Genomic DNA, 22532 nt, shown 5'->3' on the forward strand with positions numbered 1-22532 from the left:
CACCAACTCACGCAAACTACTCATGCAAAAGCAACAGAGTTTCCAGTTCACCATTAAGACGTTTCAGCAACTCAAATAATGGCAACTCTGTGAACATTAGCGCGACATTTATTGATGACATCCTCACATTTCCGCCATCTCGACAAGCATTCCCAAGGGACGCCTTAAAAGGTCCAGCAGTCCAAGCTGACAATCGTCACTGCACCAGTAATTTCGACAGCGTGGGTTCCATCGCTTCCGCCCAGATCTGATAGCCACTTTCGCTCAAGTGCAGGTAATCGGGCATAATTTCCTTGGTTAGTTCACCGTCCGGCTGCAGAAATTCACTGTAGATTTCCTGATAAAAAATCTGCTCGTTGTCTGCGTACCCCTTGATGATGTTATTGATTCCGAGATTTACCTCACGCATGGGGGTACCCGGTTTCGGATCGCGGGGGAAAATACTCAATAGCAGAATTTTCATTTGCGGTTGGCGCGCGGTGAGCTCGTCAAGCACAGCGCGGATGCCCGCTGCGGTCAACTCCGGGTCCTCCAGCCTGTGGCCGGTATTGTTGGTGCCAATCATCACCACGCCGGCTTTCGGCCTGATACCATCCAGTTCCCCATTTCGCAGTCGCCACAACAGGTTTTCCGTGCGATCACCACCGTAGCCAAGGTTTACTGCGTTGCGATCCGCGTAGTATTTTTCCCAGACATTTTTTCCCTCCCGCTCCCAGCCTTCGGTAATCGAGTCTCCCAGCATCAGCAGGTCGACCCCGCCCTCTGCAAGGCGCCTTTGATTGCGTTCAAAGCGCTCATCCCACCATCCCTGCGACCAGTATTCGTGGCGGGTAGCCGGGGTAGTGGAAAGTGTGCGGTAGTCCGGGCACTGGTCCTTGGCGCGGGCGGATTTTTCCAGGCGCACATTGGCAACCGCTACCTGACCTTTGCCGCCGGCGCGCAGAGCAAAGGGAACACTGATACTGGAGAAATCATCGCCCTCCCGTACAAAGCAGCTGAGCTTGTAGCTCTCACGCTGCCAGCCTTCGCCCTGTGCCTTCCGCGCGGGTACCGTCAGTTCCACGCGACGTTCACAGTTATCGCCACACTGGACCTCCAGCGCGAGATCGCCATTGGCGAGATCGTCCACCTTCAAGTCAAACGACAGCACGCCTTCCTCCACATAATTGGACAAGTCCAACGGGCCACCGTGTTTCAGGCTGAGCCTGGCGAGCCAGGTATCCTGCCACTTGAACGTGAGCGCATCCTCCTGCACGTCTTTATCCGTGGTAACCACACTGACGCGGCCACTGGGCAATCTGGCGAAGGCCCCGCTCAGTAGCTGGTTCTGTTCGAAGTCGTCGATCTGAATGCCCCAGGGTTGCAGTGGGCGTCCGTCATACAAGGCGTAGGATTCTGGTTCGCCGCGCACCAGGCCGGGTACATTTTCCGCAAGCTGTTTTGGCCCGCCTTTCTTATCCGCCAGGCTCAGGCCATAGCCGGAGGCAAACAGTGGTTTGTAATCGTCGTGGTGGGGGTTCAGCTTTGCCTGCAGAGGCAGGCCGGGCCAGGAGAACGACAACCGCCCGGTAAAATCGTAACGCGCCCTGCCGTGGCTATCGGCGATCAGCATGTCCGCCACGCCATCGCCTTCTGTGCCCGGCAGCCAGGCCGCCACGAAAGCATCAGAGGCATTGATTTCCGGATTGACCCAAAGCGGGCGCCCAGAGAGAAATACGGAAACCACGGGAATATTCTGCGCTTTGAGTTTCTTCAGCAGCGCCAGGCTTTTCTTGTTACCCGGCTCAAATTCCAGGGTATTGCGATCTCCCTGCCCTTCCGCGTAGGGATATTCACCAAACACGACAATCGCCGCGTCTGGCTTATTCGCAAAGTCACCATGTTCAGAAAGGACTGCATTGCCACCGGCGGCCTTCACCGCATTTTTGATCCCCGCGTAAATGGAGGTAGCTCCGGGGAATTTTTCGTTGGGGATGCCCGCACCCTGCCAGCTCACACTCCAACCACCGGACTGCATGGCGATGCTGTTGGCACCGGGGCCGGCGACCAGAATATTCTGGTCGGGCTTCAGCGGGAGAATTCCCTTTTTATTCTTCAGCAAAACCAGACTTTCGCGCACCGCGCGCCGCGCCAGAGCGCGGTGCTCCGCACTGCCCACCACACGTTCATCGCCAGCCAGCGCGCGCTCGGAGGGCTTTTTGTCGAACAGACCCGCGCGCAGCTTCACCCGCAGAATGCGCCGCACGGCGTCGTTGAGACGCGCTTCTGGGATTTCTCCACTTTTCACCTGAGCGAGGGTGTTGGCGATCATATTTTTCCAGTCGTAGGTGACCATCAGCAGGTCAATACCGGCATTGATCGCCTGCGGGCAGTTATCGTTGGTGCACCCCACCACCTGGCCGTGGCCATTCCAGTCGCCCACGACCAGACCATCGAAACCCATTCGATGTTTCAGCACATCGGTGAGAATATATTTGTTGCCGTGGTGCTTCTCACCATTCCATTCCGAGAAGCTGGCCATAATGGTCTGCACACCGCTTTCGATAGCGGCGGGATAACCGGCGTTGTGGATATCGACCAGTTCCTGTTCGCTGATCCGCGCATCGCCCTGGTCGTCGCCTTCAAAGGTACCGCCGTCGGCGAGGAAATGTTTCGCCGATGCGAGCACACGGGTTTCCGACAGAAATTCGTCACTGCCAACTCTTCCCTGCAACCCCTCCACCATGGCGGAAGCAAAGCGTCTTACGACGGCGGGATCTTCGCTGTAACTTTCGTAGGTGCGCCCCCATAAATCGTTCTGGGCAACAGCCAGGGTGGGGGCAAATACCCACTCCACACCGGTGGTGCGCACCTCGCGCGCCGTAGCCGCGCCAATCGCGCGCACAAGCTCTGGATTGCCGCTGGCGCCGAGGCCAATATTGTGTGGGAACAGAGTGGCGCCGGTGAGATTGCCGTTGCCGTGAACCGCGTCGGTACCCCAGAACACCGGGATCGCCACACCGCCATCGCGGGTGTCCATGGAGGCCTCCCAGAACGCATCCGCCAATGCCAGCCAGTCGTCGGGCCCGGCATTTTCCTTGCGTCCAGGAATGGAACCGCCGCCATTCAGCACCGAACCAATATGGTACTTCTTCACTTCTTCCGGCGTGATCGACTGGATCTCCGGCTGCATGATCTGGCCGACCTTCTCTTCCAGGGTCATTTTCTTCAGCAGCGCCTCCACCTGCCTTTCCACACTCGGGGAAACTTGCGGGCTTCGGGTTTGCGGCCAGAGGTCGAGGTTGCGCGTGGGCTCAGCTGCACTGGAAGCCGAGGGAATAGCGGCCAGTAAAATACTGGCGGCGAGCAGTTGACGCAGCGGATTTCCCTTGCGCGAAATGCCCCGGATGACGGTTACATTCATGAAGATCGCCCTCGTTATTATTTTTTGAAGGGTTAGTCTGCCCCGACGATTTAATCGGGTTAATCATATAAATTGCATCAAGCTAAAAAAATTCCCGGGCATGCCCTTTTCAGGGCAGAGGCCGCGGGTTCAAACGAGTCTTACAGACCCGTGGGGGAGCCGATGCAATCGGAAACTCAGCCCTGCATCTGCTCCAGTTCGCGACCTTTGGTTTCGCGCACGTACTTGCCGACGAAGAAGATCGAGATAAAGGCGCAGATAGCGTAGATACCGTAGCTGCCGGAGAGCTGGATGCTGACGAGCAGCACCGGGAATGAAAGCGTAATGCCGAAGTTCGTCAGCCACTGGGCCAGACCGGACACCGCCAGACCCGAACCGCGAATCTGATTGGGGAACATTTCTCCCAGCATGACCCACATCACCGGGCCCCAGGAGGCGTTGAAGAACACCACGTAAGCGTTGGCCGCAAGCAGCGCGATGGTACCGATGGAGTCCGACAGCCTGAGCGCGCCGGTTTCATCCAGAGTGGCCTGGGAAAAGGACACCGCCATGATCGCCAGGGTCACGGCCATGCCGATGGAGCCAAACCACAGCAGTGGTTTGCGGCCGATCCGGTCCACCAGTACCAGCGCCGCGATTACCGCGGCGATGCTCACCGCACCGGACACCACGTTGATCAGCAGCGCATCATTCTCGGTGAAGCCCACGGACTGCCACAGCACCGCGCCGTAGTAGAACACCACATTGATGCCCACCAACTGCTGGAACACGGCGAGGCCAATGCCCACCCACACAATGCTGCGCAGCTTACCGGTTTTGGCGTCTTTCAGATCGGACAGGCTGGGGCGGTGGTCATCGGCGAGAGAGGCGCGGATATCCCGCTCCTTCTCCGCCGCCGCGCGCGCACCAAACAGCCGGGTCAGAACACTGCGGGCGGAATCGCCGCGGCCGCTGGCCACCAGGAACCGCGGGCTTTCAGGGATGAAATACAGGCCGATAAGGAAGACCGCTGAGGGGATCAGCTCGATCCAGAACATCCAGCGCCAGGCCTCGTACCCCATCCAGAATTCTGTAGTGGAAGCCCCCGCAAACTTGGCGATGGCGTAATTGCTGAGGAACGCCGCGGTGAGGCCGCAGATGATTGCCACCTGCTGTACCGTGGCCAGCCTTCCCCGATAGGCCGCCGGCGCTACCTCGCTGATATACGCAGGGGTCATAACACTCGCGGCCCCTACGGCGAGACCGCCGAGCACACGATAGAGCACAAACTCCAGCGAACCGGTGGCGATACCGGATCCCCAGGCGGAAACGATAAACATGATGGCGGAGGCCACCAGCAACGCCTTGCGCCCGTATTTATCCGCCAGGGTACCGGCAAAGAAAGCGCCGATGGCACAGCCCAGCAGCATGGAGGCAACATTGAAGCCGGTACCGGCAGAATCGGAGTTGAATGCGGTCTGCAGGCCTTCCACGGTGCCGTTAATTACACCGCTGTCGAACCCAAACAGGAAGCCGCCGATCGTGGCCACACCGCTGATGGCGATGACCAGGCCGTGGTTGGTTTCTGAGTGGATGGCCTCTCGCTGAAGAGCCTCGGACATCTCGTTTCCGGGTGCGGCGCCAGCATTTGCATCAATGGCCGCACCACCGCTGGCGGTGGTATTCATTTTTGTTCTCTCTCTCGCTATGGGCCACTTGGCGGCTCCGATCTAATTCTCGGTCAGCCTCCTCCATACCCTTCAACCTGCTATGGGTCAGGGCGGGAGGCCGACCGCCTATTTATACAATTAATCACACGATTATGTAAACGATTACAACACCTGGTACGGGAATGGCGCGTAGAGTCACGAATCCGCCGGACACCGCCCAAAAAAAAGCCCCATCGCTGGGGCTTGTTATCCTTCTCCGGTCAGGCTGTCGCGGCTTCACCGTCGCCGTCCGCCGACGCGGTCACCGGCTCCTGTTCGCGCACAAAGAACACCGAGATTGCACCGCACACCATGAACACACCGGCCAGCATGATGATGTAGATGGCCTGGTTATCGAACAAGGTGGCCAGAATCGGCCCCGCCACCAGCGCGGAGAGAATCTGCGGCGCGGCAATGGTGAAATTGAAGATGCCCATATACACCCCGGTCTTGCTGGCGGGCAGCGCGTCGGAAAGGATCGAATACGGCATTGCCAGGATCGCCGCCCAGGCAATGCCCACGCCGAGCATCGGCAGCAGCAGGCCAACGGCACCGCTGGGCACGGTCACTTGCGTGACCAGCAGGTTTACCTGGGTGGCGTCACCGCCTTGGAACAGCATGAAGCTCATATAGCCCACGCCACCCGCAAGCAGCGACAGCGCATAGGTAAGCTTGCGCCCGATGGTATTCGCCACCCGCGCCAGCACCAGGGAGAAGAGCGCGGCAAACAGCGAGTAAGCGGCAAAAATAATGCCCACCCAGTCACCGGCAGCACCTTTGGCGGCGGCAATGTGCGCAGGAACTTCACCGACGGACGCGAGATAGTGGGAATCAAACCACTTGGCCTCCACACCCCACACGTGCTGGGTGATGGCCGGGGTGGTGTAGACCCACATGATGAACAGGGAGAACCAGGAGAAAAACTGTACCAACGCCAGCTGGCGCATGGTCTTGGGCATGCTCACTAGCAGACGGAAGAAACCGCCGAGGCGCTGGGCCAGGGACTTGCGCTCCGCCAGTTCACGCGCCACCGCGTCGGCGTCGATGCCTTTGTAAGCGTTGTATTCCGCCGGTGCGTATTCTTTGGTGCGGAACACCGTCCACAGCACCGAGCCCAACAGCACCGAAGCGCCGAGGTAGAAGGCCCAGATTACCGAGGGCGCCACCTCTCCCGAACGGGAAGTGTTTTCGAGACCGATTACGTTGGTCAGGATAAACGGCAGCATGGAACCCATCACCGCGCCGATATTGATCAGCAGGGACTGCACCGCGTAGCCCACGGTGCGCTGTTCAGATGGCACCATATCGGACACCAGCGCGCGGAACGGCTGCATGGTGACATTGAAGGCCGCATCCATCAGCGCCAGCATCACGCCGCCAAACAGGATCGGCGCAATGAATGCCACCGCGATTCCCGCATTGGGCATAAATGCCATGCCGAGTGCCGCGGCAATCGCACCGAACAGGATATAGGGATTGCGACGACCGAAGCGGTTCCAGGTGCGGTCGGACGCGGAGCCGACGATCGGCTGCACAACCAGCCCCATCAATGGCGCCACTATCCAGAACAGGGACAGGGAGTGCAGGTCAGCGCCGAGGTCGGAGAGAATCCGGCTGGCGTTGGCATTCTGCAGGGCAAAGCCGAACTGCACCCCGAGAAAACCGAGGCTGACGTTCCATACCTGCCAAAAGGGAAGCTTGGGCTGTTTGTTCATCGCATTAACCGCCTGTTTATTGTTTATGTCGGGCGTGAACACCGGGTTGATACGGTGCGGCGCTCTGGTTATGCGAGGCATTGTGTCAGCCGGAACAATGCCGGCCATCCTCCCCTGCGGGGGTGGAGGGCAACAATGTTTGCGCGCCGGCAATCCTTGCAGCGTGAGTCAACAATGGCGAAAGTCACCTGAAAAAGTTCATTAAGACCCATAAATGGGACATAAGGTCTATTTATATTAAATAAGTCCCGTATTGGGGACATTAATTCAATAGATTGCAATATCCGTAAATAGGGACATAATCCATAAAGGTTTCGCTTAAATCCCGAATAAAGCACCTTATGAACCTTGAATTGAAATCCCCCGCTGCCATTGCGGAAACTCTCGGCCAGCGCCTGAAACAGGCGCGCCTCAACCGGGACCTCACCCAGCAAGAGGTGGCCGAGCGTGCCGGCCTCGGCCGCAAGGCCGTGCTCAATGCGGAAAAGGGGAAGGCCCAGCTGGAGGTGCTGATCGCCATACTGCAGGCCCTCGATCTCACCGCCCAGCTCGACAATTTCCTGCCGCCACAACCGCCCTCTCCCATCCAGCTCGCCAAACTGCAGGGTAAACAGCGCCAGCGGGCCTCGGGGCAGCGCGGTAAGGGCAGCGATAACGAGGGGGAAGACGACGAGCAGGGGGAAGACGACGAGCAGGAGGAACCCGCATGGTAATGGAAGTCATTGAAGTGAATTATCTGGGGCGGGCCGCCGGCGCGGTCAGCTTCGATACCGATACCGGCATCGGCGCCTTCGAATACGACCCCGCATTTCTCGACAGCGGTATCGAACTCTCCCCGCTCAAGATGCCGCTGGCGCGGCGCATCTACAGCTTCCCCGAACTGCGCTTTGACACCTTCCGCGGCCTGCCCGGACTGATCGCCGACTCCCTGCCCGACGATTTCGGCAATGCAGTACTGAACGCGTGGATGGCCGCCCAGGGCAAAAACCCCGCAGACATCAGCCCGCTGCAGCGGTTGCAGTACACCGGCAAGCGCGGCATGGGCGCCCTGGAATACAGCCCCGCCACACGCATCAAAAGGCTCAACGCCTCTCAGGACATTGCCATCGACGAGCTGGTGGCCATCGCCCAGGAAGTGCTCGACCACCACAGCGGCTTCAGCGTGCATCTGGATAAAACCGGTGAAGACAACCGCGAGGCGATGATGGCATTGATGTCCGTCGGCATGAGCGCCGGCGGTGCCCGCCCCAAAGCGGTACTCGCCTTCAATAAAGATTTCAGCCATGTGCGTTCCGGGCAAGCCGAAGTACCGGAGGGCTTCACCCACTACCTGATGAAGTTCGATGGCGTCAGTGAACACAACAAGGATCGCGAAACCTTCGGCGACCCCATGGGCTTCGGCGCTATGGAATACGTGTACCACCAGATGGCCACCGACTGTGGCATCGACATGATGCCCTGCCACCTGCTGCAGGAAGGTAACCGCAGGCATTTCGTCACTGAGCGCTTCGACCGCCGCGGCAATGACAAGATCCATATCCAGACCCTGAACGGCATTGCCCATGTGGACTACAAAATTCCCGGCTCGTTTTCCTACGGCGAACTGTTTGCCGTGGCGCGACAACTGAAGCTCAGCACAAAAGAGGCCGAGCAACTTTTCCTGCGCATGGTGTTCAATATCGTCGCGCGCAATCACGACGATCACGCCAAGAATTTCGCCTTTCAGCTGGTCGGAAAAACCTGGCAGCTTGCGCCGGCTTACGACCTCGCCTACAGCTATAAGCCAGGCAGCAAATGGGTCAACAATCACTGGCTGAGCCTGAATGGAAAACGCGATGACTTCACCCGCGAAGATATCTACAGCCTGGAAAAGGTCAGCCCGCTGTTCAGCAGAAGGAAGATCGACCATATCGTGGATAAGGTGGTAGAGCAGGTATCCCGCTGGCGAAACCTGGCGGTGGAGCATGAAGTGCCGGCTTCATTGATCGACGAGATTGAGGGAAATCTTAGATTGCGCGTGTAGCCAAAAGCCCAGAAAAGGGCACAATGAGCGCATATGTGCTGGGCAACGCGGGGGTTCGAGTGCTCTGAAAAAATGCAATTGGAATCTACTGAGCGGGAGGGTCTAACATTGCCCCACCCGCCCCAAACCACATCGGGCTCAAAAGGAGAAAACCATGAGTGAACGAAACGGAAATTGCCTCTGCGGTGCAGTGAAGTATCAGATTACAGAAGATCCCATCATGACCAGAGTATGCTGGTGTCGTACCTGCCAACATATCGCAGCCAACGGCACCGTAAACCTTGTGGTCCCAAGCGAGGCTTTACACATTAACGGCGAGCTGAACAGTTATGTAAGTACCGCCGACAGCGGCAGTCAAGTCACCCGTCGCTTTTGTCCGGCATGCGGCAGCCACCTGTTCGCCAATTCATCGGCCCGCCCCCAGTTTACGGTTGTGCGTGCAGGCACTCTGGAAGATCCCTCATCGGTAAAACCCAGTGCGAATATCTGGGCCGCAAGCGCACCAGGCTGGGCCTGTCTCGACCCCACCCTGGAACGCCTCGATCAGCAACCGCTGCCACCCCGGACATCAACGGCCTGATTGGTTCAAACGCCCTCAACAGGATTTGATTGCGAAACCGTCACTGCCCTGCCAGTTTGGTCCGCTGCACCGCTGTTTTCCTCGCCAGGAAAATGGCGTGTCGCGCACCCTTGCCCGGGCGCTCACGTACGGTTACCACTTCGACTTGAAAGCCGGCTTTTTTGAGGCGAGTTGAGTACACGGCATCGGGTGACGCTGACCACACCGCCAGCACACCATCAGGGGCCAGGCAGCTGTAGATACAGCTGGTACCCTCAACGGAATACAGCCAGTTGTTGTCACTGTGGGTCAGCCCCTCGGGGCCGTTGTCGACATCCAGGAGTACCGCGTCGTAGCCACTGCCGCCTTTAAGCAGCTCGCCCACATCACCGATATGAACCTCCACGCGGCTGTCGTTCAGCGGCCGTCCGGCGCAGGCACCCAGTGGACCCCGGTTCCACTCCACCACTTCGGGAATCAGGTCGGCCACGATGACCTCGGCGCTGGGCGGCAGTGTCTCGAGTGCTGCAGCCAGGGTGTAGCCCATACCCATACCACCCACGACAACGCGCGCGTTGTTGTGGTTCCTGAGATGCGCACAGCCGAGTACCGACAGCTGCTGCTCGCTGTGAAACCGGCGGCTGTTCATCAGTTCACCGCGGGGGCCGGATAGGGAGATGGAGAACTCCTGCTCGCGCTGGCGCAGCGTGAGCAGACCGCCGTCATTGGGTATATGGGCGGTGCCGAGTTCGATCCAGGGTTTCATGTGGGGCTCACTTATGGGTTGCGGGGCGGGAAAGTGTGGGCAGCGCGCGCAATGTAGCACACGTTGGTTCGATATGCCGGTCACGTTAAAATGGGTGCACCCGCATGGACCACTAGCATATCCCCCGTACTTGTTGAGATAGTCATGAACCGCAGAAAGAAAGTGAATCAAATCCTGAAGAAGAAGGCCAAGAAGGCGAATGACAAGCTCAACCCAAAAAGCAAACCGCGCTACATATCCAAGCCAGAGCGTGCGAAACTGGGGCAGGAAGCCGGAGAGCAAGTGCCAGTGACAAGCCCTACCGATAAAAAATAAGGAAAACCAGCATTTCTGGCTGCAATTCATCAAGGAAGGCACAACTATGCACGCAATCCGACAGCTGCTCTCTGCGGCACTATTCAGCACAAGTATTTATCTGGTATTCGACCTGTTCGCACAGGGCTTTGATGTATACGTTTTCGCCGGTGCCATTGTGATCTACCTCTGTGCCTACTTCCTGTGGCCGAAAAAGGACAAGGAGTCCGACACCTTCTGGCTGGATATTGGCGAGCTGATAATCGAACTGCCATTTCGTGCGATCGCCATGCTGTTGCGGGGATTGGGCCGAGCCCTTTCCGGCAAGGGCACCCCGGACGTTGATATAGAATTCTGATCATCCACAGTAGAGCCCGGCATTAAACCTATGCAAATAATCTTACCGGCCATCTTTATTACCCTGCTGCTCTATACGGGCTATCGGGGATATCGAAATTCGCTGATTGTGAAGCGCGAGAGGCTGATCGATACCTTTCAGTTTCCAAGTACCCTCTCAACCAAGATCGTTGAGAAATACCCACACTTAAGTGAAAGGGATACCCGACGCGTTCTGAAAGGCCTCAGGGAGTACTTCCACGTTTGCAACATTGCAGGCAACCGGATGGTGTCAATGCCATCACAGGCAGTGGATACCGCTTGGCACGAGTTCATTCTTTTCACCCGCAAATACGAGCACTTTTGTAACAAGGCCCTCGGCCGCTTCCTGCACCACACACCCGCGGAAGCCATGAGCTCGCCCACCATCGCCCAAAAAGGCATCAAGCGGGCATGGAGAATCTCCTGCCACCGTGAAAACATAAAACCGAAATCCGCGCACAAGCTCCCCTTGCTATTTGCAATTGATGCAGAACTCGAAATACCAGATGGATTCAGATACACGCTTAATTGTTCCGGCCCCGGCAGCAAGGACTATTGCGCTGGCCATATCGGATGCGGAACAAGCTGCGGCAGTGGATGCGGCGGAGACACCGCAGGCTGCGGGGGTGGTTGCGGCGGAGACTAAATACGAAGCCAATCACCATGGCGGCTGGCGCCGCCAAAGCACGCCGTTAGCCGGCTACGCGATCAATGCTGCGCAGCCGCCACTACCGCCCTTCTCGCAACCTCTATCTTTTTCTTAAACAGCGGATGCATCCCATATCGATAGATATGGGGACGCTGGCCACATGGGTACCGCCTTCAATTTCTTTAAAGCGAATCGCCCCAGGGACGTCGTCGCGACTTCTCCGGCGGGCGCGCCAGTCGAGCATCAACTCCCGGCTCTTTACGAACCGGTCTATCGCTGAAGAGTGGCAGACAGGAAAGACCTATTTAGCGATGTAAAAACCGGCGATCAGCTAACCGAGAATTAACAGAAGAAAAGTTGCTTTATCGCCTTAGTTTGCAATGACTTTAGTGTCGCTACCTATATGACTCATATTATGCTAGGCCTATATTTCGTGAGCACCCCGATTAATTGAGCCACTACAAAACCAATAGTCTTCTGCAGTGCGCCTCCGGTCTTCAGAAACGTGCAGTTAAAGCCACTTTTTCGGATATGAGATCCCTGTAACAAACCGGTGATAAATCACTCCGAAAGCCACAATCAAAACTGCTCCCGTCGCCACGGGCATCAGCAGAAAATCCCAGTGTTCACCTGCGAGCATAACAACAATGGGGTTGGCTCCCGCCGGTGGATGGGTTGTATTTGTCAGTAGCATAGAGCCTACCGCCAGCCCCACCGCCAGCCCCAGCGACCAAGAGGTAACGCCCAGCGTGGAGGCAACGAATAAGCCGATCGCGGTAGTCAACAAATGTCCGATAACAATATTGCGGGGCTGGGCCAACGGGCTTTCCGGCAATCCGAAAAGAATGACCATTGTTGCTCCAAATGGCGCCATCAACCACACGGAGGGCTGAGTGACGTCACCCAGACTGCTCAGAGCGGTGATACAAAGCATCGCGCCCGCACCCGCTATCAGAGGTAGGAAATAACGCGACTTTGACAGGAATTGCGGCATGACTACATCTCCAAGGTAGACCGATCTGTCCACCAAGGTAGACAATTCAGTCTACCAATGTCAAGATGCAAGTGTCTGGTCTAGTCAGGAAGTTGCCGTGGACAAGCAGGATTTACTCATTCGCACAGCCTTTAGATTGTTCTACTCGCGCGGCATTCATGCAGTTGGCATAAATTTAGTGCTGGCTGAATCCGGAGTCGCCAAGAAAACGCTCTACCACCACTTTCCCAGCAAGGAGCACCTGGTCGAGGCGGCAGTTCGCTTTCGCGACCGCAGTTACCGCAAATGGCTTACCTCAAGGCTGGAGCAAGTTCCTGCTGGAAAACCCGCGCTATTGGAGTTATTTAATGCACTCGATGACTGGTTTCACAGTCGAGTCGCGGATATCGAAAATTTTCACGGTTGCTTCTTTATAAATGCCAGCGCCGAGTTCGGCGCTCAAGACAACATCATCCACCAGGCCTGCTCCGAGCATAAGGCCGCTATAACTGCCCTGATTCGAGAGCATGTGGATAAGTTGTCTATTCCGGAAAAGAAGAAAGATGAGATAACTCGACTAATCGTGCTCGTGAAGGAGGGGGCAATATCGCTGGCGCACGTTCAGGGAAATCTCGATGCAGCGCTCCAAGCCAAGAAAATTATTGAAGGTGTGCTGTCTGCCACTCAAGGACAAAAAAAAACCTCTATTGAAGAATGAAAGCATCGGTGCACTCAGTTTCACAGGCAATCTTATTGTTGGGCCATATACTCTGTGCCGTTTGCTTCCAGTAATGAACCCCTTGGGATGTCGCCAGATTTCAATGGCGCTACAAGATGCATAAAGTGTTGGTACGCGAATAATCCGCGTAAGATAGAAAAGGCCCCGGGAAATCCCGGGGCCTCATTGTCACCTCATTAAGGCAACACTCAGTGCAACACAATTACCTCGTTGGCATCCAGATTCAGCACTGCGGAGCCTCCGCTGACACTGACTGAATCGTTGCCCACCAGACTCGCGTACTGTCCATCCGCCAGTGCCAGGCCGCTCACATTGATCGAGGTGCTGCCGCCGCGGTTGACCGCCACGGTGACCACATCGCTGCCGGATACCCGCTCAAATACCAGAATATCCTGATTTACCCAGCGCTCGGCATAGCTGCCGGATGCCAGTGCCGGGCTCTGCGCGCGCAGGTTGGCGAGTGCGCTGATCAGTGTGAACGCGTTGCTGGTTTCGCTGAACGACGGCATACCTTCGCGATTGTATGGATCGTGCCCTACCTGGCCATCACCATTGGCGGTGAACCAGGTACTGTTCTGCTCGCTGCCGTAGTAGATGGTGGGGATGCCCGGCAGGGTCATCACCAGTGCCATACCCAGGTTCTGGCGCGCGTCTGCCAGAGCTTTGGAGAAGCCCTTGCCGGTGCGGCCGTTGTCCACAGGGCCGGTGGTCTGCAGGAACACACTGGTACGGGTGGCATCGTGGTTGTCGAGGAAGATGGGCTGCCAGCTGTCGCGGCCATCCATAGCCGCCGGGCGCGATTCGATATGCGCATTCAGCTGGGTCATGGTGATATCGCCGGCGATGGCCTGTTCGATATGGTTGCGCAGCTGGAAGTCGAGCAGCTCGGAACCGCGGTCTTCGTTCAGGAATTGCATAGACAGGCTTTCCCCGGCACCGGCGCCATACCATTCGCCGAAGATGTACACATCCGGGTTCTGCGCGCGCACCGCACTGCTGAAGCGGTTGATGAAGCCCGGCTCGATGTGTTTGATCGCATCGATACGGAAGGCATCCACACCGTGACTCATCCACTTCAGTGCGGCGTCAATCAGGTATTGGTCCGCGGCGCTGTTGCTGCTTACACCGTGGTTGAAGTCGGTGAGGTTGAACAGGGTTTTGTTGCGGAAGGCCCAGGGGTCGTCCCATTCGGCACCACAGGTGGTGGTCGGGTCACTGTCGTAGCAGTCGGAGATGGCGCCGTTGTGGTGGTACCAGGTGCCGTTGTCCTGATTCACGTCGGTAATGAAGGTGCCCTCTTTGTAGAGCGCGCCGAATTCATACTGGTCGTCCTGGTTGGTGTGGTTCAGTGCGATGTCGAGCACCAGCTTCATGCCGCGGGCTTCCATCTCCGCATCCAGCTGGTCTACCAGTGCCCAGTCGCCCAGGTGCTCGTCCACTTCATAGAAGTCGCGACCCCAGTAACCATGGTAGGCACCATCGCTGCCAGAGGCATCGATATTGTCGTTCAGCGGAGTGACCCAAATGGCGGAGATGCCGAGAGCTTGCAGGTAGTCGAGCTTGTCGATCAGGCCCTGGATATCGCCACCCCAGTATTTTTTCCACTCGGACAGGCCGCCGGCGGATTTGCTACTGGAGGTAGCCGCGGCGTTGTTGCCGTTGTCGTTACTGGTGTCGCCATTGGCAAAGCGGTCCACGAATACGAAATACATGCTGCGGTTGCGGAAGTCGGACGTTTCGAGCGGTATTTCACAACCGTTGGCATCCACATTGGCGCCAGCGGGAGTGTCGGGGCAGTTGTCCTGGCTGTCGGGTACGCCGTCGTTATCGGAATCCGGCTCGGTTGCACCGCAGTTTTCGCCAAGATCGGTGGTGACGCTGACCAGACTGTTGCTAACACCGTTTGCAACGATGTAGGTCCAGCCACTGGCGGCCTCATCCTGTGCCGGAAACTCGCCACCGGCCCAGCTGCCACTGGGGTCAATCTTGAAGCGCGGACCGCCGTTGCTATCGCCACTTGTGAAGTTGCGACAAGCGTCGTACTCATCGGTTTCGCCGATGCGGGTCAGCAGATCGCCGGCGGCCCAGCCATTGTGGGTGCCGCGCAGATGCAGGGTGGCATCCGGGTTTTCCTGGTCGTCGGCGGGAAGAATGTGGTAGTCGTGGGTGTCGGTATAGAACTTGATATCCCAGGTGCCGGCGGGTACGGGAATATTGCTCCCGCCCTGCTGGCCATTTGCGCCGTAATTTTCACTCCAGTCGCCCCAGCGGTCGAACTTGATCTCGCCGGCGCTGGTAAAGACCACATCGTCCGCCAGCATGGTGTTGCTGCCGACGTCCTGCATCTGATCTGCCTGCCAGTTGTTGTGGGTGCCTCGGAGGAACCATTCAGCCTGGGCGGCCGCGCTCGCGCAGAGCATCAATCCGGCCAGTGCCAGAGTTTTTCTAACCATTTTCATCATCTCGCGGTGGATTATTTTTATGTACATCGCCGGGCCAGAGATTGACCCTGTCTGAATGGTCGCGAAATATGGTGGGGCAAGGCCTCCTCCCCCGGTGGGGCGTGGAGGCAAAGCCGGTCAGGGCGTGGAGAAAATACGCGCCAACCTGAAACGCGGTGGAATCCGCGGAACTCCCCCTGGGCTGAGGGGGATAACAGCTGTCGCGACCTTGGGCACAATGGAGAAAATAAAAGGATAACCCTCGCCAGAGGTCCAAACAGAGAGATCCAAACAGGTGCCCGCCATGTCCAAGCCCACCAGCCGCTTTGCCGCCAGCCTGATGTTCGTGCTGACACTGCCATTCACCTCGGCCTGTATCCAGGCCCAACAGTCCCCCCAGCTGGAGCGCGTTGAGCCTCCTTTCTGGTGGACCGACATGGCGGAATCCCGCCTGCAGCTGATGGTGTATGGCGAAGCCCTCGCCGGTGCGCAGGTAAGCCTCGATTACCCGGGCGTGACCGTGACCGGCACCGAGCGGGAAGAGAATCCCAACTACCTGTTTATCAATCTCGCGGTGGATGAACGTGCAAAGCCAGGCACGCTGCAGATCCATCTGAACAAGGGTGACTGGCAACACACAATCCATTACGAACTGAAACCGCGCCGCGCCGGCTCTGCCGAGCGCGAGGGCTTCGACAGCAGTGATACCATCTACCTGATCACCCCGGATCGCTTTGCCAACGGCGACACCGGCAACGACCGCACCGCAGATATGCTGGAGGGCCCGGGCCGCGGCAATCCCGGCGGCCGCCACGGGGGCGATATCGCAGGCATGCAGGCCCATCTCGACTATATTGCCGGCATGGGCTTCACCCAGATCTGGCCGAACCCACTGATCGAAAACAACCAGCCGGAATACTCCTACCACGGCTACTCCGCCACGGATTACTACCGCATCGACCCGCGCTACGGCAGCAACGAAAGTTTTCGCGCGTTTGTGGCAGCCGCGAAAGAAAAAGGCATCGGCGTCATCCAGGATATGGTGCCGAACCATATCGGCAGCGGCCATTGGTGGCTCAAAGACCTGCCGGGCAATGACTGGCTGAATGGCAAAGGGATTGCAAAAGGGGAGTACGAGTACACCAATCACGCGCGCACCGTGCACATGGATCCCTATGCCAGCCACAAAGACCACCTGTTGTTCACCGATGGCTGGTTTACGGATTCCATGCCGGACCCCAACCAGCGCAACCCGCGCATGGCCACCTATCTGATCCAGAACGCCATCTGGTGGGTGGAGTATGCGGACCTCTCCGGTATCCGCGTGGACACCTATGCCTATTCCGACGCGGCCTTCCTGACAGAGTGGTCCGCACGCATGATGCGCGAGTACCCGAACTTCAACATTGTCGGTGAGGAGTGGACGCGCCAGCCGGCCCTGGTGGCCTACTGGCAGGCGGGCAATGAAAACCGCAACGGCTATGTTTCCCATATGCCGAGCATGATGGACTTCCCGTTGCACTACGGCCTGCGCGACGGACTGGAAAAGCCGGATAGCTGGAGCACCGGTCTCATCACCCTGTACGAATCCCTCGCCAACGATGTGCTCTACCCCGATCCGAACAGTCTCGTAATCTTCGGTGGTAACCACGACACCAGCCGCCTGTACAGCCAATTGGATGAAGACCCAGGCAAGTTCCGCATGGCGGTAGCCTATCTCGCCACCATGCGCGGCATCCCGCAGTTTTATTACGGCGATGAAATTCTCGCGAAAAGCCCCAAGCAGCGGGATGACGGCGTGGTGCGCAGCGACTTCCCCGGCGGTTGGGCCGGCGATAGAGTCAACGCCTTTACCGGCAAGAATCTGAGCAGGGAACAGAAGGAAGCGCAGCAGTTCACCCGCACCCTGTTCAACTGGCGCAAAGAGAAGGACGTTATCCACCGCGGTAAGCTCAAACACTTCGCGCCGTTGGATGGGCTCTACGTCTATTTCCGCTACGACGAAGAAGAGACGGTGATGGTCGCCATCAACAAAAGCGACAGACCTCGGGAACTGCCGTTGGAACATCTGGCCGAGATGCTGCGAGACAAGTCTTCCGCCACCAGTGTTGTCAGCGGAAAAACACAGCCGTTGAATGAATTCGTTATCGCCGCGGGCGACGTGCAGGTGGCTGAAATTCGTTAGCGAGCCTGCATACCCACGTCATTCCCGCGCAGGCGGGAATCCAGCTCCAGCGCAGCTGGCCCCCGCCTGCGCGGGGGTGAAAAATTTCAAGGAATAGAACAAAAGCGCACCCAAAATTGAAACTATATAAGCGAAAAAAGCAAAGACGATGAAAGAAAGAAAAAATCATAAGCCCACAAGGCTGCTGAAGAAATTCGGGCTGGCGACCCTCCTGCCCACCCTGTTGGCTACCGCCGTACAACCCGCTCTCGCGCAGCCGACCCCGGAAGCCGCGCGCAGCTACCAGAGCCACCAGCTGCTCGAAGACAAACTGATCATCACCACCAGCGATAGCCAGGTCACTCTGACCCCGTTGAACAACGCCGCGCTGGAAATTCACTACCAGCGCGAAGGGCTCAAACAGCTGCCCTCGTTCGCGCGCGCGGAACAACTGACGAACCAGTTGAAGAGCGACGCGCTGGCACAATTGAGCGTTTCAGAGGAAGCACTGCGCTACTCCCTCGGCGAGCTGACCGCGATCATTCATAAATCCCCCTTCGCCATTGAATACCTGCGCGATGGCAAACCACTGCTGAGCGAAGAACACGGCTTCTTCGCCAACCAGACCATGCGCGGTTTCCGCTTCAATCTCGCCGAACAGGAAAAGCTGATCGGCGGCGGGCAGCGGGTGCTGGGTATGGACCGCCGCGGCCATCGCCTGCCGCTCTATAACAAAGCCCACTACGGCTACACCACTGAGTCCGAGCAGATGTATTTTGGCCTGCCGGCAGTGATGAGCAGCAACAAATACATTCTTCTGTTCGACAACAGCGCCACCGGCACCATGGACCTCGGCGCCAGCGAAAAAGATGTGCTGCAGTTCGAGGCGGTGGCCGGACGCACCAGCTACATCGTGGTGGCCGGCGACACCTACCCAAAGCTGATCGAAAACTACGTGGACGTCACCGGCCGCCAGCCGCTGCCACCGCGCTGGGCATTCGGTAACTTTGCCTCGCGCTTCGGCTACCGTTCCGAACAGGAAGTGCGCGACGTAGTGAAGAAATTCCGCGAAGAGGATTTCCCGCTGGACGCCCTGGTGCTGGACCTGTACTGGTTCGGCCCGGATATCCAGGGCCACATGGGCAACCTGGCGTGGGATGAGAAGGCATTCCCCAACCCGGTCGGCATGATGGCGGATCTACGCGAAGACGGCATTAACACCATTCTGGTGACCGAGCCCTTCGTACTCTCCAGCTCAGAGCGCTGGGACAGTGCCGTCGCCGCCAATGCGCTGGCCAGAAACCTCGCCGGCCAGCCCAAGCAGTTCGATTTCTATTTCGGCAATACCGGCCTTATCGATGTATTTTCCGCAGACGGTCGCGACTGGTTCTGGAACATCTACAAGGGCCTGAAGGACCAGGGCGTGGCCGGCTGGTGGGGCGACCTCGGCGAGCCGGAAGTGCATCCATCTGACACCGTGCACACGGTGGGCATGGCGGATGAAATCCACAACGCCTACGGTCACCGCTGGGCGCAGATGCTGTTCGACAACGAAAAAGCAGCGAACGCGGACCAGCGCCCGTTTATCATGATGCGCGCCGGCTTTCCCGGTTCCCAGCGCTTCGGCATGATTCCATGGACCGGCGATGTCTCCCGCGAGTGGGGCGGCCTCAAACCACAGGTAGAGCTGTCCCTGCAGATGGGCCTGCTGGGTTTCGGCTACACCCATTCTGATCTGGGTGGTTTTGCCGGTGGCGAAGAATTTGACCGCGAGCTGTATATCCGCTGGCTGCAGTACGGCGCATTCCAGCCGGTGTACCGCCCCCACGCGCAGGAGCACATTGCCCCGGAGCCAGTGTTCCACGACCGCAAGACCCGCGATATCACCCGCGAGTATGTAAAACTGCGCTACCGCCTGTTGCCCTACAACTACACCCTGGCGTTCGAAAACAGCCAGACCGGCATGCCGCTGATGCGCCCGCTGTTTTTTGACAATGAAAACAATCTGGCGCTGATGGATAACAAGGATGCTTACCTGTGGGGCAACGACTTCCTGGTGGCACCGGTCACCGCGGAAGACACCGACGAAGTCGCCGTGCAGCTGCCCGGGGGGGTGTGGTTCGATTACTGGAACGACAACCAGTACGGCGGCGACAGTGCCCGCATAAAAGTGAACCTGGAAACCATCCCCGTGTTGGTGCGCGCTGGTGCGTTCATTCCCACCGTACCGGATATGCGCAACACCCGCGAATACTCCAGCCGCGATCTGCGCCTCGATTATTACGCACATGAATCCGCAGCGCAGTCTTCCGGCTATGTCTACGAGGATGACGGGGTCACCGCGGATGCGTTCAGCAAAGGGCAGTACCAGAAGCTGCGGTTTGCCGGCGAGCGCAGCGAAACAGGCATTCAGTTCAAATTTGGCCTCGAAGGTGACGGTTACACCGGTGCCCCACAGAGCCGCAATGTTGAGTTGGTTGTGCACAACTGGCAGCAGGCGCCGGCAGGTATTAACGCCGGCAGCCAGCGGATCAATCTTGTAAAAAAAGAAAATCAGCTCACAGAAAACACGGCCTGGTACGACAAGCGCGCGAAGGCCCTGCATGTGAAATTCGGCTGGGCAGAGAAAAATCAGAATCTGACAGTAACCCAATAATTCAGCTACAACGCACCCTGTAGGAGCCTGCTCAGGTAAGCAACCGGCTATGGATGGCCGGGCCGGTACACGTCCCATGGATGGCTGCCTGGTTTGCAACCAAAATATTCGCTTGCAAGCAAGCTCCTACAAAAAATCGAGCATCGAGCTTATGAAAAAATTTATTCAGTTAATTCTGGCATCATCAATTGCCGCCAGCACCCTGACCGCCTGCGACACAAAAACCGCAACACCACACGCCGATGAACCGCAGGCGATTAACGCCAGCATCAATGGCAAGCCGGTGATCTACCAGGTGATGACGCGCCTGTTCGGCAACACCAACCCCACCAACAAGCCGTGGGGCACCATTGAAGAAAACGGCGTGGGTAAATTCGGCGACTTTACACCAAAGGCCCTGACTGAAATCCGCGCACTGGGTGCGGATTACATCTGGTATACCGGCGCGCTGCACCACGCCGTGGTGCGCGACTACACCGAATTCGGCATCGCCAACGACGATCCGGATGTGGTTAAGGGCCGCGCAGGCTCCCCCTACGCCATCAAGGATTATTACAGCGTAAACCCGGATCTGGCCGACGATCCGTCAAAACGCCTGGAAGAATTCAAAGCGCTGATCGAGCGCTCCCATAACGCCGGACTCAAGGTCATTATCGACATTGTGCCCAATCACGTTGCGCGCAATTACCAGTCCCTCGACAAGCCCGAAGGGGTCCGCGACTTCGGTGCGGACGACGACACCAGCGTGGCCTACGCCCGCGACAACAACTTTTACTATGTACCCGGCGAACCCTTCCGGGTGCCGGTAGTGGAAGACGGCTACCAGCCACTGAACGGCGAAGCCCACGACCTGATTGACGGCGAATTCTCCGAAGTCCCCGCCAAGTGGACCGGCAACGGCAGCCGCGCCCCGCAACCGCAACAGGGCGACTGGTACGAGACCGTAAAAATCAACTTCGGCGTGCGCCCGGATGGCAGCCACGACTTCGCGGAACTACCGGCGGACTATGCGCAGAAAGACTACCGCGCGCACGCGCAATTCTGGGCGGACAAGGATGTGCCCAGCAGCTGGAAAAAATTCCGTGAGATCACCGACTACTGGCTCACCTTCGGCGTCGACGGCTTCCGCTACGACATGTCCGGCATGGTACCGGTGGAATTCTGGAGCTACCTCAACTCCGGTATCAAAATGCAGAAGCCCGATACGCTGCTGCTGGCGGAAATCTACGAACCCGAGGTATACCGGGATTACATCCACCTCGGCAAAATGGACTACCTGTACGACAAGGTAGGCACCTACGACGCCATTCGCGCGGTGATGGAAGGCAAGGCCGGCACCGACCCGTTGGTAGATATCCAGCAGAGCCTCTATGGGATTGAAGACCATATGCTGCGCTTTATGGAAAACCACGATGAACAGCGCATCGGCAGCCCGGAATTCGCCGGCAGTCCCCGCGCCGGCATTCCGGCGATGGTTGTCTCCGCCACCATCAGTGGCGCGCCCACTCTGGTCTACTTCGGCCAGGAACTGGGTGAGCCCGGCACAGGCGACGCCGGTTTCGGAAAAACCAGCCGCACCACCATCTTCGATTACTGGTCCGTACCCACTCTGCGTCGCTGGAATAACGAAGGCCAGTTCAATAGCGAAAACCTCAGCGAAGCCGAAAAATCCCTGCGGGATTTTTATCGCCAACTGCTGAATTTTTCTCACCAGAGCCCAGCCCTTACCGGCGAATATCTGGACCTGCATCGCCACAACCGCGAATACGGCGAGAATTATGGCGAGCAGCAGTACAGCTTCGCCCGCTGGAGTGGCGACGACCGCCTGCTGGTGATCGCCAACTTTGCGGACGGTGAACGCGCGACGACCCTGAGCCTGCCGAAGGAACTGATTGAAGCGTGGCAACTGAAGCCGGGTAAGTATACCCTCACCAACCAGCTGCAGCGTGGAACCAGTGAAATGACCGTCTCTAATGATCTGACCGGTTCTGTTGCGCTGGATCTCTCCGGCCTGTCTGGTCAAATCCTGAAAGTCACCCTCTGATTTTCCACCGGGGGCGCGATCGCGCCCCCTCCCCCTGTTC

General features: G+C 57.9%; 16 protein-coding genes. 10 read left to right on the top strand and 6 right to left on the bottom strand.

Translation table 11 applies throughout. The annotated features are described in order from the left end of the window. Positions 1–196: 196 nt before the first annotated feature. The 3 genes from GNX18_RS10840 to GNX18_RS10850 form a co-directional block, all read right to left on the bottom strand. Complete coding sequence (locus GNX18_RS10840; protein WP_166217942.1) at positions 197–3403, bottom strand: glycoside hydrolase family 3 N-terminal domain-containing protein; 3207 nt, start codon at positions 3401–3403, stop codon at positions 197–199. A gap of 176 nt (positions 3404–3579) precedes the next feature. After that, positions 3580–5004 (bottom strand): sugar porter family MFS transporter, encoded by a 1425-nt coding sequence (locus GNX18_RS10845; protein ID WP_166220570.1) that lies wholly within the window; start codon positions 5002–5004, stop codon positions 3580–3582. A gap of 308 nt (positions 5005–5312) precedes the next feature. After that, positions 5313–6806 (bottom strand): MFS transporter, encoded by a 1494-nt coding sequence (locus GNX18_RS10850; RefSeq protein WP_166217944.1) that lies wholly within the window; start codon positions 6804–6806, stop codon positions 5313–5315. A gap of 341 nt (positions 6807–7147) precedes the next feature. Here GNX18_RS10850 and GNX18_RS10855 point away from each other — a divergent pair, with 341 nt between their 5' ends. The 3 genes from GNX18_RS10855 to GNX18_RS10865 all read left to right on the top strand — a co-directional run bounded on the left by GNX18_RS10855 (position 7148) and on the right by GNX18_RS10865 (position 9409). Further along, complete coding sequence (locus tag GNX18_RS10855) at positions 7148–7519, top strand: helix-turn-helix transcriptional regulator (protein ID WP_166217946.1); 372 nt, start codon at positions 7148–7150, stop codon at positions 7517–7519. After that, positions 7513–8829: a type II toxin-antitoxin system HipA family toxin gene (locus tag GNX18_RS10860; protein WP_166217948.1), complete on the top strand. Its 1317-nt coding sequence runs from the start codon at positions 7513–7515 to the stop codon at positions 8827–8829. The genes GNX18_RS10855 and GNX18_RS10860 overlap by 7 nt, the downstream gene beginning before the upstream one ends. Positions 8830–8983: 154 nt before the next feature. Next, positions 8984–9409: a GFA family protein gene (locus GNX18_RS10865; RefSeq protein ID WP_138236835.1), complete on the top strand. Its 426-nt coding sequence runs from the start codon at positions 8984–8986 to the stop codon at positions 9407–9409. A gap of 40 nt (positions 9410–9449) precedes the next feature. On the opposite strand, the gene GNX18_RS10870 is transcribed toward GNX18_RS10865, so the two are convergent. Further along, the gene (locus GNX18_RS10870) at positions 9450–10154 is read right to left on the bottom strand and encodes a hypothetical protein (RefSeq protein ID WP_138236836.1); all 705 of its coding nucleotides are present in this window, start codon (positions 10152–10154) and stop codon (positions 9450–9452) included. A gap of 144 nt (positions 10155–10298) precedes the next feature. On the opposite strand from GNX18_RS10870, the gene GNX18_RS10875 reads away from it, so the two are divergent. The 3 genes from GNX18_RS10875 to GNX18_RS10885 are packed head-to-tail and all read left to right on the top strand — an operon-like array spanning position 10299 to position 11472. Further along, positions 10299–10469 (top strand): DUF2986 domain-containing protein, encoded by a 171-nt coding sequence (locus tag GNX18_RS10875; RefSeq protein ID WP_138236837.1) that lies wholly within the window; start codon positions 10299–10301, stop codon positions 10467–10469. 46 nt (positions 10470–10515) lie between these two features. Beyond that, the gene (locus GNX18_RS10880; protein ID WP_138236838.1) at positions 10516–10806 is read left to right on the top strand and encodes a hypothetical protein; all 291 of its coding nucleotides are present in this window, start codon (positions 10516–10518) and stop codon (positions 10804–10806) included. 30 nt (positions 10807–10836) lie between these two features. Next, entirely contained in the window at positions 10837–11472 is a 636-nt protein-coding gene (locus GNX18_RS10885) for a hypothetical protein (RefSeq protein ID WP_205827868.1), read from the top strand. A 514-nt stretch (positions 11473–11986) separates the two neighbouring features. Here the strand turns inward: GNX18_RS10885 and GNX18_RS10890 are convergent. Then, the gene (locus tag GNX18_RS10890; RefSeq protein WP_205827870.1) at positions 11987–12469 is read right to left on the bottom strand and encodes an HPP family protein; all 483 of its coding nucleotides are present in this window, start codon (positions 12467–12469) and stop codon (positions 11987–11989) included. Positions 12470–12566: 97 nt separating this feature from the next. Here GNX18_RS10890 and GNX18_RS10895 point away from each other — a divergent pair, with 97 nt between their 5' ends. Further along, positions 12567–13166 carry a TetR/AcrR family transcriptional regulator gene (locus GNX18_RS10895; RefSeq protein WP_138236839.1) on the top strand — a complete coding sequence of 200 codons (600 nt, stop codon included), beginning with the start codon at positions 12567–12569 and terminating at the stop codon, positions 13164–13166. A gap of 209 nt (positions 13167–13375) precedes the next feature. Here the strand turns inward: GNX18_RS10895 and GNX18_RS10900 are convergent, their stop codons facing one another. Continuing rightward, the gene (locus tag GNX18_RS10900) at positions 13376–15640 is read right to left on the bottom strand and encodes an alpha-amylase family glycosyl hydrolase (RefSeq protein ID WP_281282517.1); all 2265 of its coding nucleotides are present in this window, start codon (positions 15638–15640) and stop codon (positions 13376–13378) included. Positions 15641–15932: 292 nt separating this feature from the next. Here GNX18_RS10900 and GNX18_RS10905 point away from each other — a divergent pair, with 292 nt between their 5' ends. From GNX18_RS10905 to GNX18_RS10915, 3 genes are all read left to right on the top strand, one after another. Next, a complete protein-coding gene (locus GNX18_RS10905) occupies positions 15933–17813 on the top strand; it encodes a glycoside hydrolase family 13 protein (RefSeq protein WP_166217951.1) in 1881 nt (626 codons plus the stop codon). A gap of 148 nt (positions 17814–17961) precedes the next feature. Next, positions 17962–20448, top strand: coding sequence for a TIM-barrel domain-containing protein (locus GNX18_RS10910; RefSeq protein WP_166217955.1), 2487 nt, complete (start codon positions 17962–17964; stop codon positions 20446–20448). 151 nt (positions 20449–20599) lie between these two features. Next, positions 20600–22492, top strand: coding sequence for an alpha-amylase family protein (locus tag GNX18_RS10915; protein WP_166217957.1), 1893 nt, complete (start codon positions 20600–20602; stop codon positions 22490–22492). The last annotated feature ends 40 nt before the right edge of the window (positions 22493–22532 follow it).

The sequence above is a fragment of the Microbulbifer sp. SH-1 genome (assembly GCF_011326135.1).
Taxonomy (GTDB): domain Bacteria; phylum Pseudomonadota; class Gammaproteobacteria; order Pseudomonadales; family Cellvibrionaceae; genus Microbulbifer; species Microbulbifer harenosus.

Excerpts from the sequence above, each read along its gene's own strand:
- GNX18_RS10840 (WP_166217942.1), bottom strand. The coding sequence starts at position 3,403 with ATGAATGTAACCGTCATCCGGGGCATTTCGCGCAAGGGAAATCCGCTG.
- GNX18_RS10845 (WP_166220570.1), bottom strand. The coding sequence starts at position 5,004 with ATGTCCGAGGCTCTTCAGCGAGAGGCCATCCACTCAGAAACCAACCAC.
- GNX18_RS10850 (WP_166217944.1), bottom strand. The coding sequence starts at position 6,806 with ATGAACAAACAGCCCAAGCTTCCCTTTTGGCAGGTATGGAACGTCAGC.
- GNX18_RS10855 (WP_166217946.1), top strand. The coding sequence starts at position 7,148 with ATGAACCTTGAATTGAAATCCCCCGCTGCCATTGCGGAAACTCTCGGC.
- GNX18_RS10860 (WP_166217948.1), top strand. The coding sequence starts at position 7,513 with ATGGTAATGGAAGTCATTGAAGTGAATTATCTGGGGCGGGCCGCCGGC.
- GNX18_RS10865 (WP_138236835.1), top strand. The coding sequence starts at position 8,984 with ATGAGTGAACGAAACGGAAATTGCCTCTGCGGTGCAGTGAAGTATCAG.
- GNX18_RS10870 (WP_138236836.1), bottom strand. The coding sequence starts at position 10,154 with ATGAAACCCTGGATCGAACTCGGCACCGCCCATATACCCAATGACGGC.
- GNX18_RS10875 (WP_138236837.1), top strand. The coding sequence starts at position 10,299 with ATGAACCGCAGAAAGAAAGTGAATCAAATCCTGAAGAAGAAGGCCAAG.
- GNX18_RS10880 (WP_138236838.1), top strand. The coding sequence starts at position 10,516 with ATGCACGCAATCCGACAGCTGCTCTCTGCGGCACTATTCAGCACAAGT.
- GNX18_RS10885 (WP_205827868.1), top strand. The coding sequence starts at position 10,837 with ATGCAAATAATCTTACCGGCCATCTTTATTACCCTGCTGCTCTATACG.
- GNX18_RS10890 (WP_205827870.1), bottom strand. The coding sequence starts at position 12,469 with ATGCCGCAATTCCTGTCAAAGTCGCGTTATTTCCTACCTCTGATAGCG.
- GNX18_RS10900 (WP_281282517.1), bottom strand. The coding sequence starts at position 15,640 with ATGGTTAGAAAAACTCTGGCACTGGCCGGATTGATGCTCTGCGCGAGC.
- GNX18_RS10905 (WP_166217951.1), top strand. The coding sequence starts at position 15,933 with ATGTCCAAGCCCACCAGCCGCTTTGCCGCCAGCCTGATGTTCGTGCTG.
- GNX18_RS10910 (WP_166217955.1), top strand. The coding sequence starts at position 17,962 with ATGAAAGAAAGAAAAAATCATAAGCCCACAAGGCTGCTGAAGAAATTC.
- GNX18_RS10915 (WP_166217957.1), top strand. The coding sequence starts at position 20,600 with ATGAAAAAATTTATTCAGTTAATTCTGGCATCATCAATTGCCGCCAGC.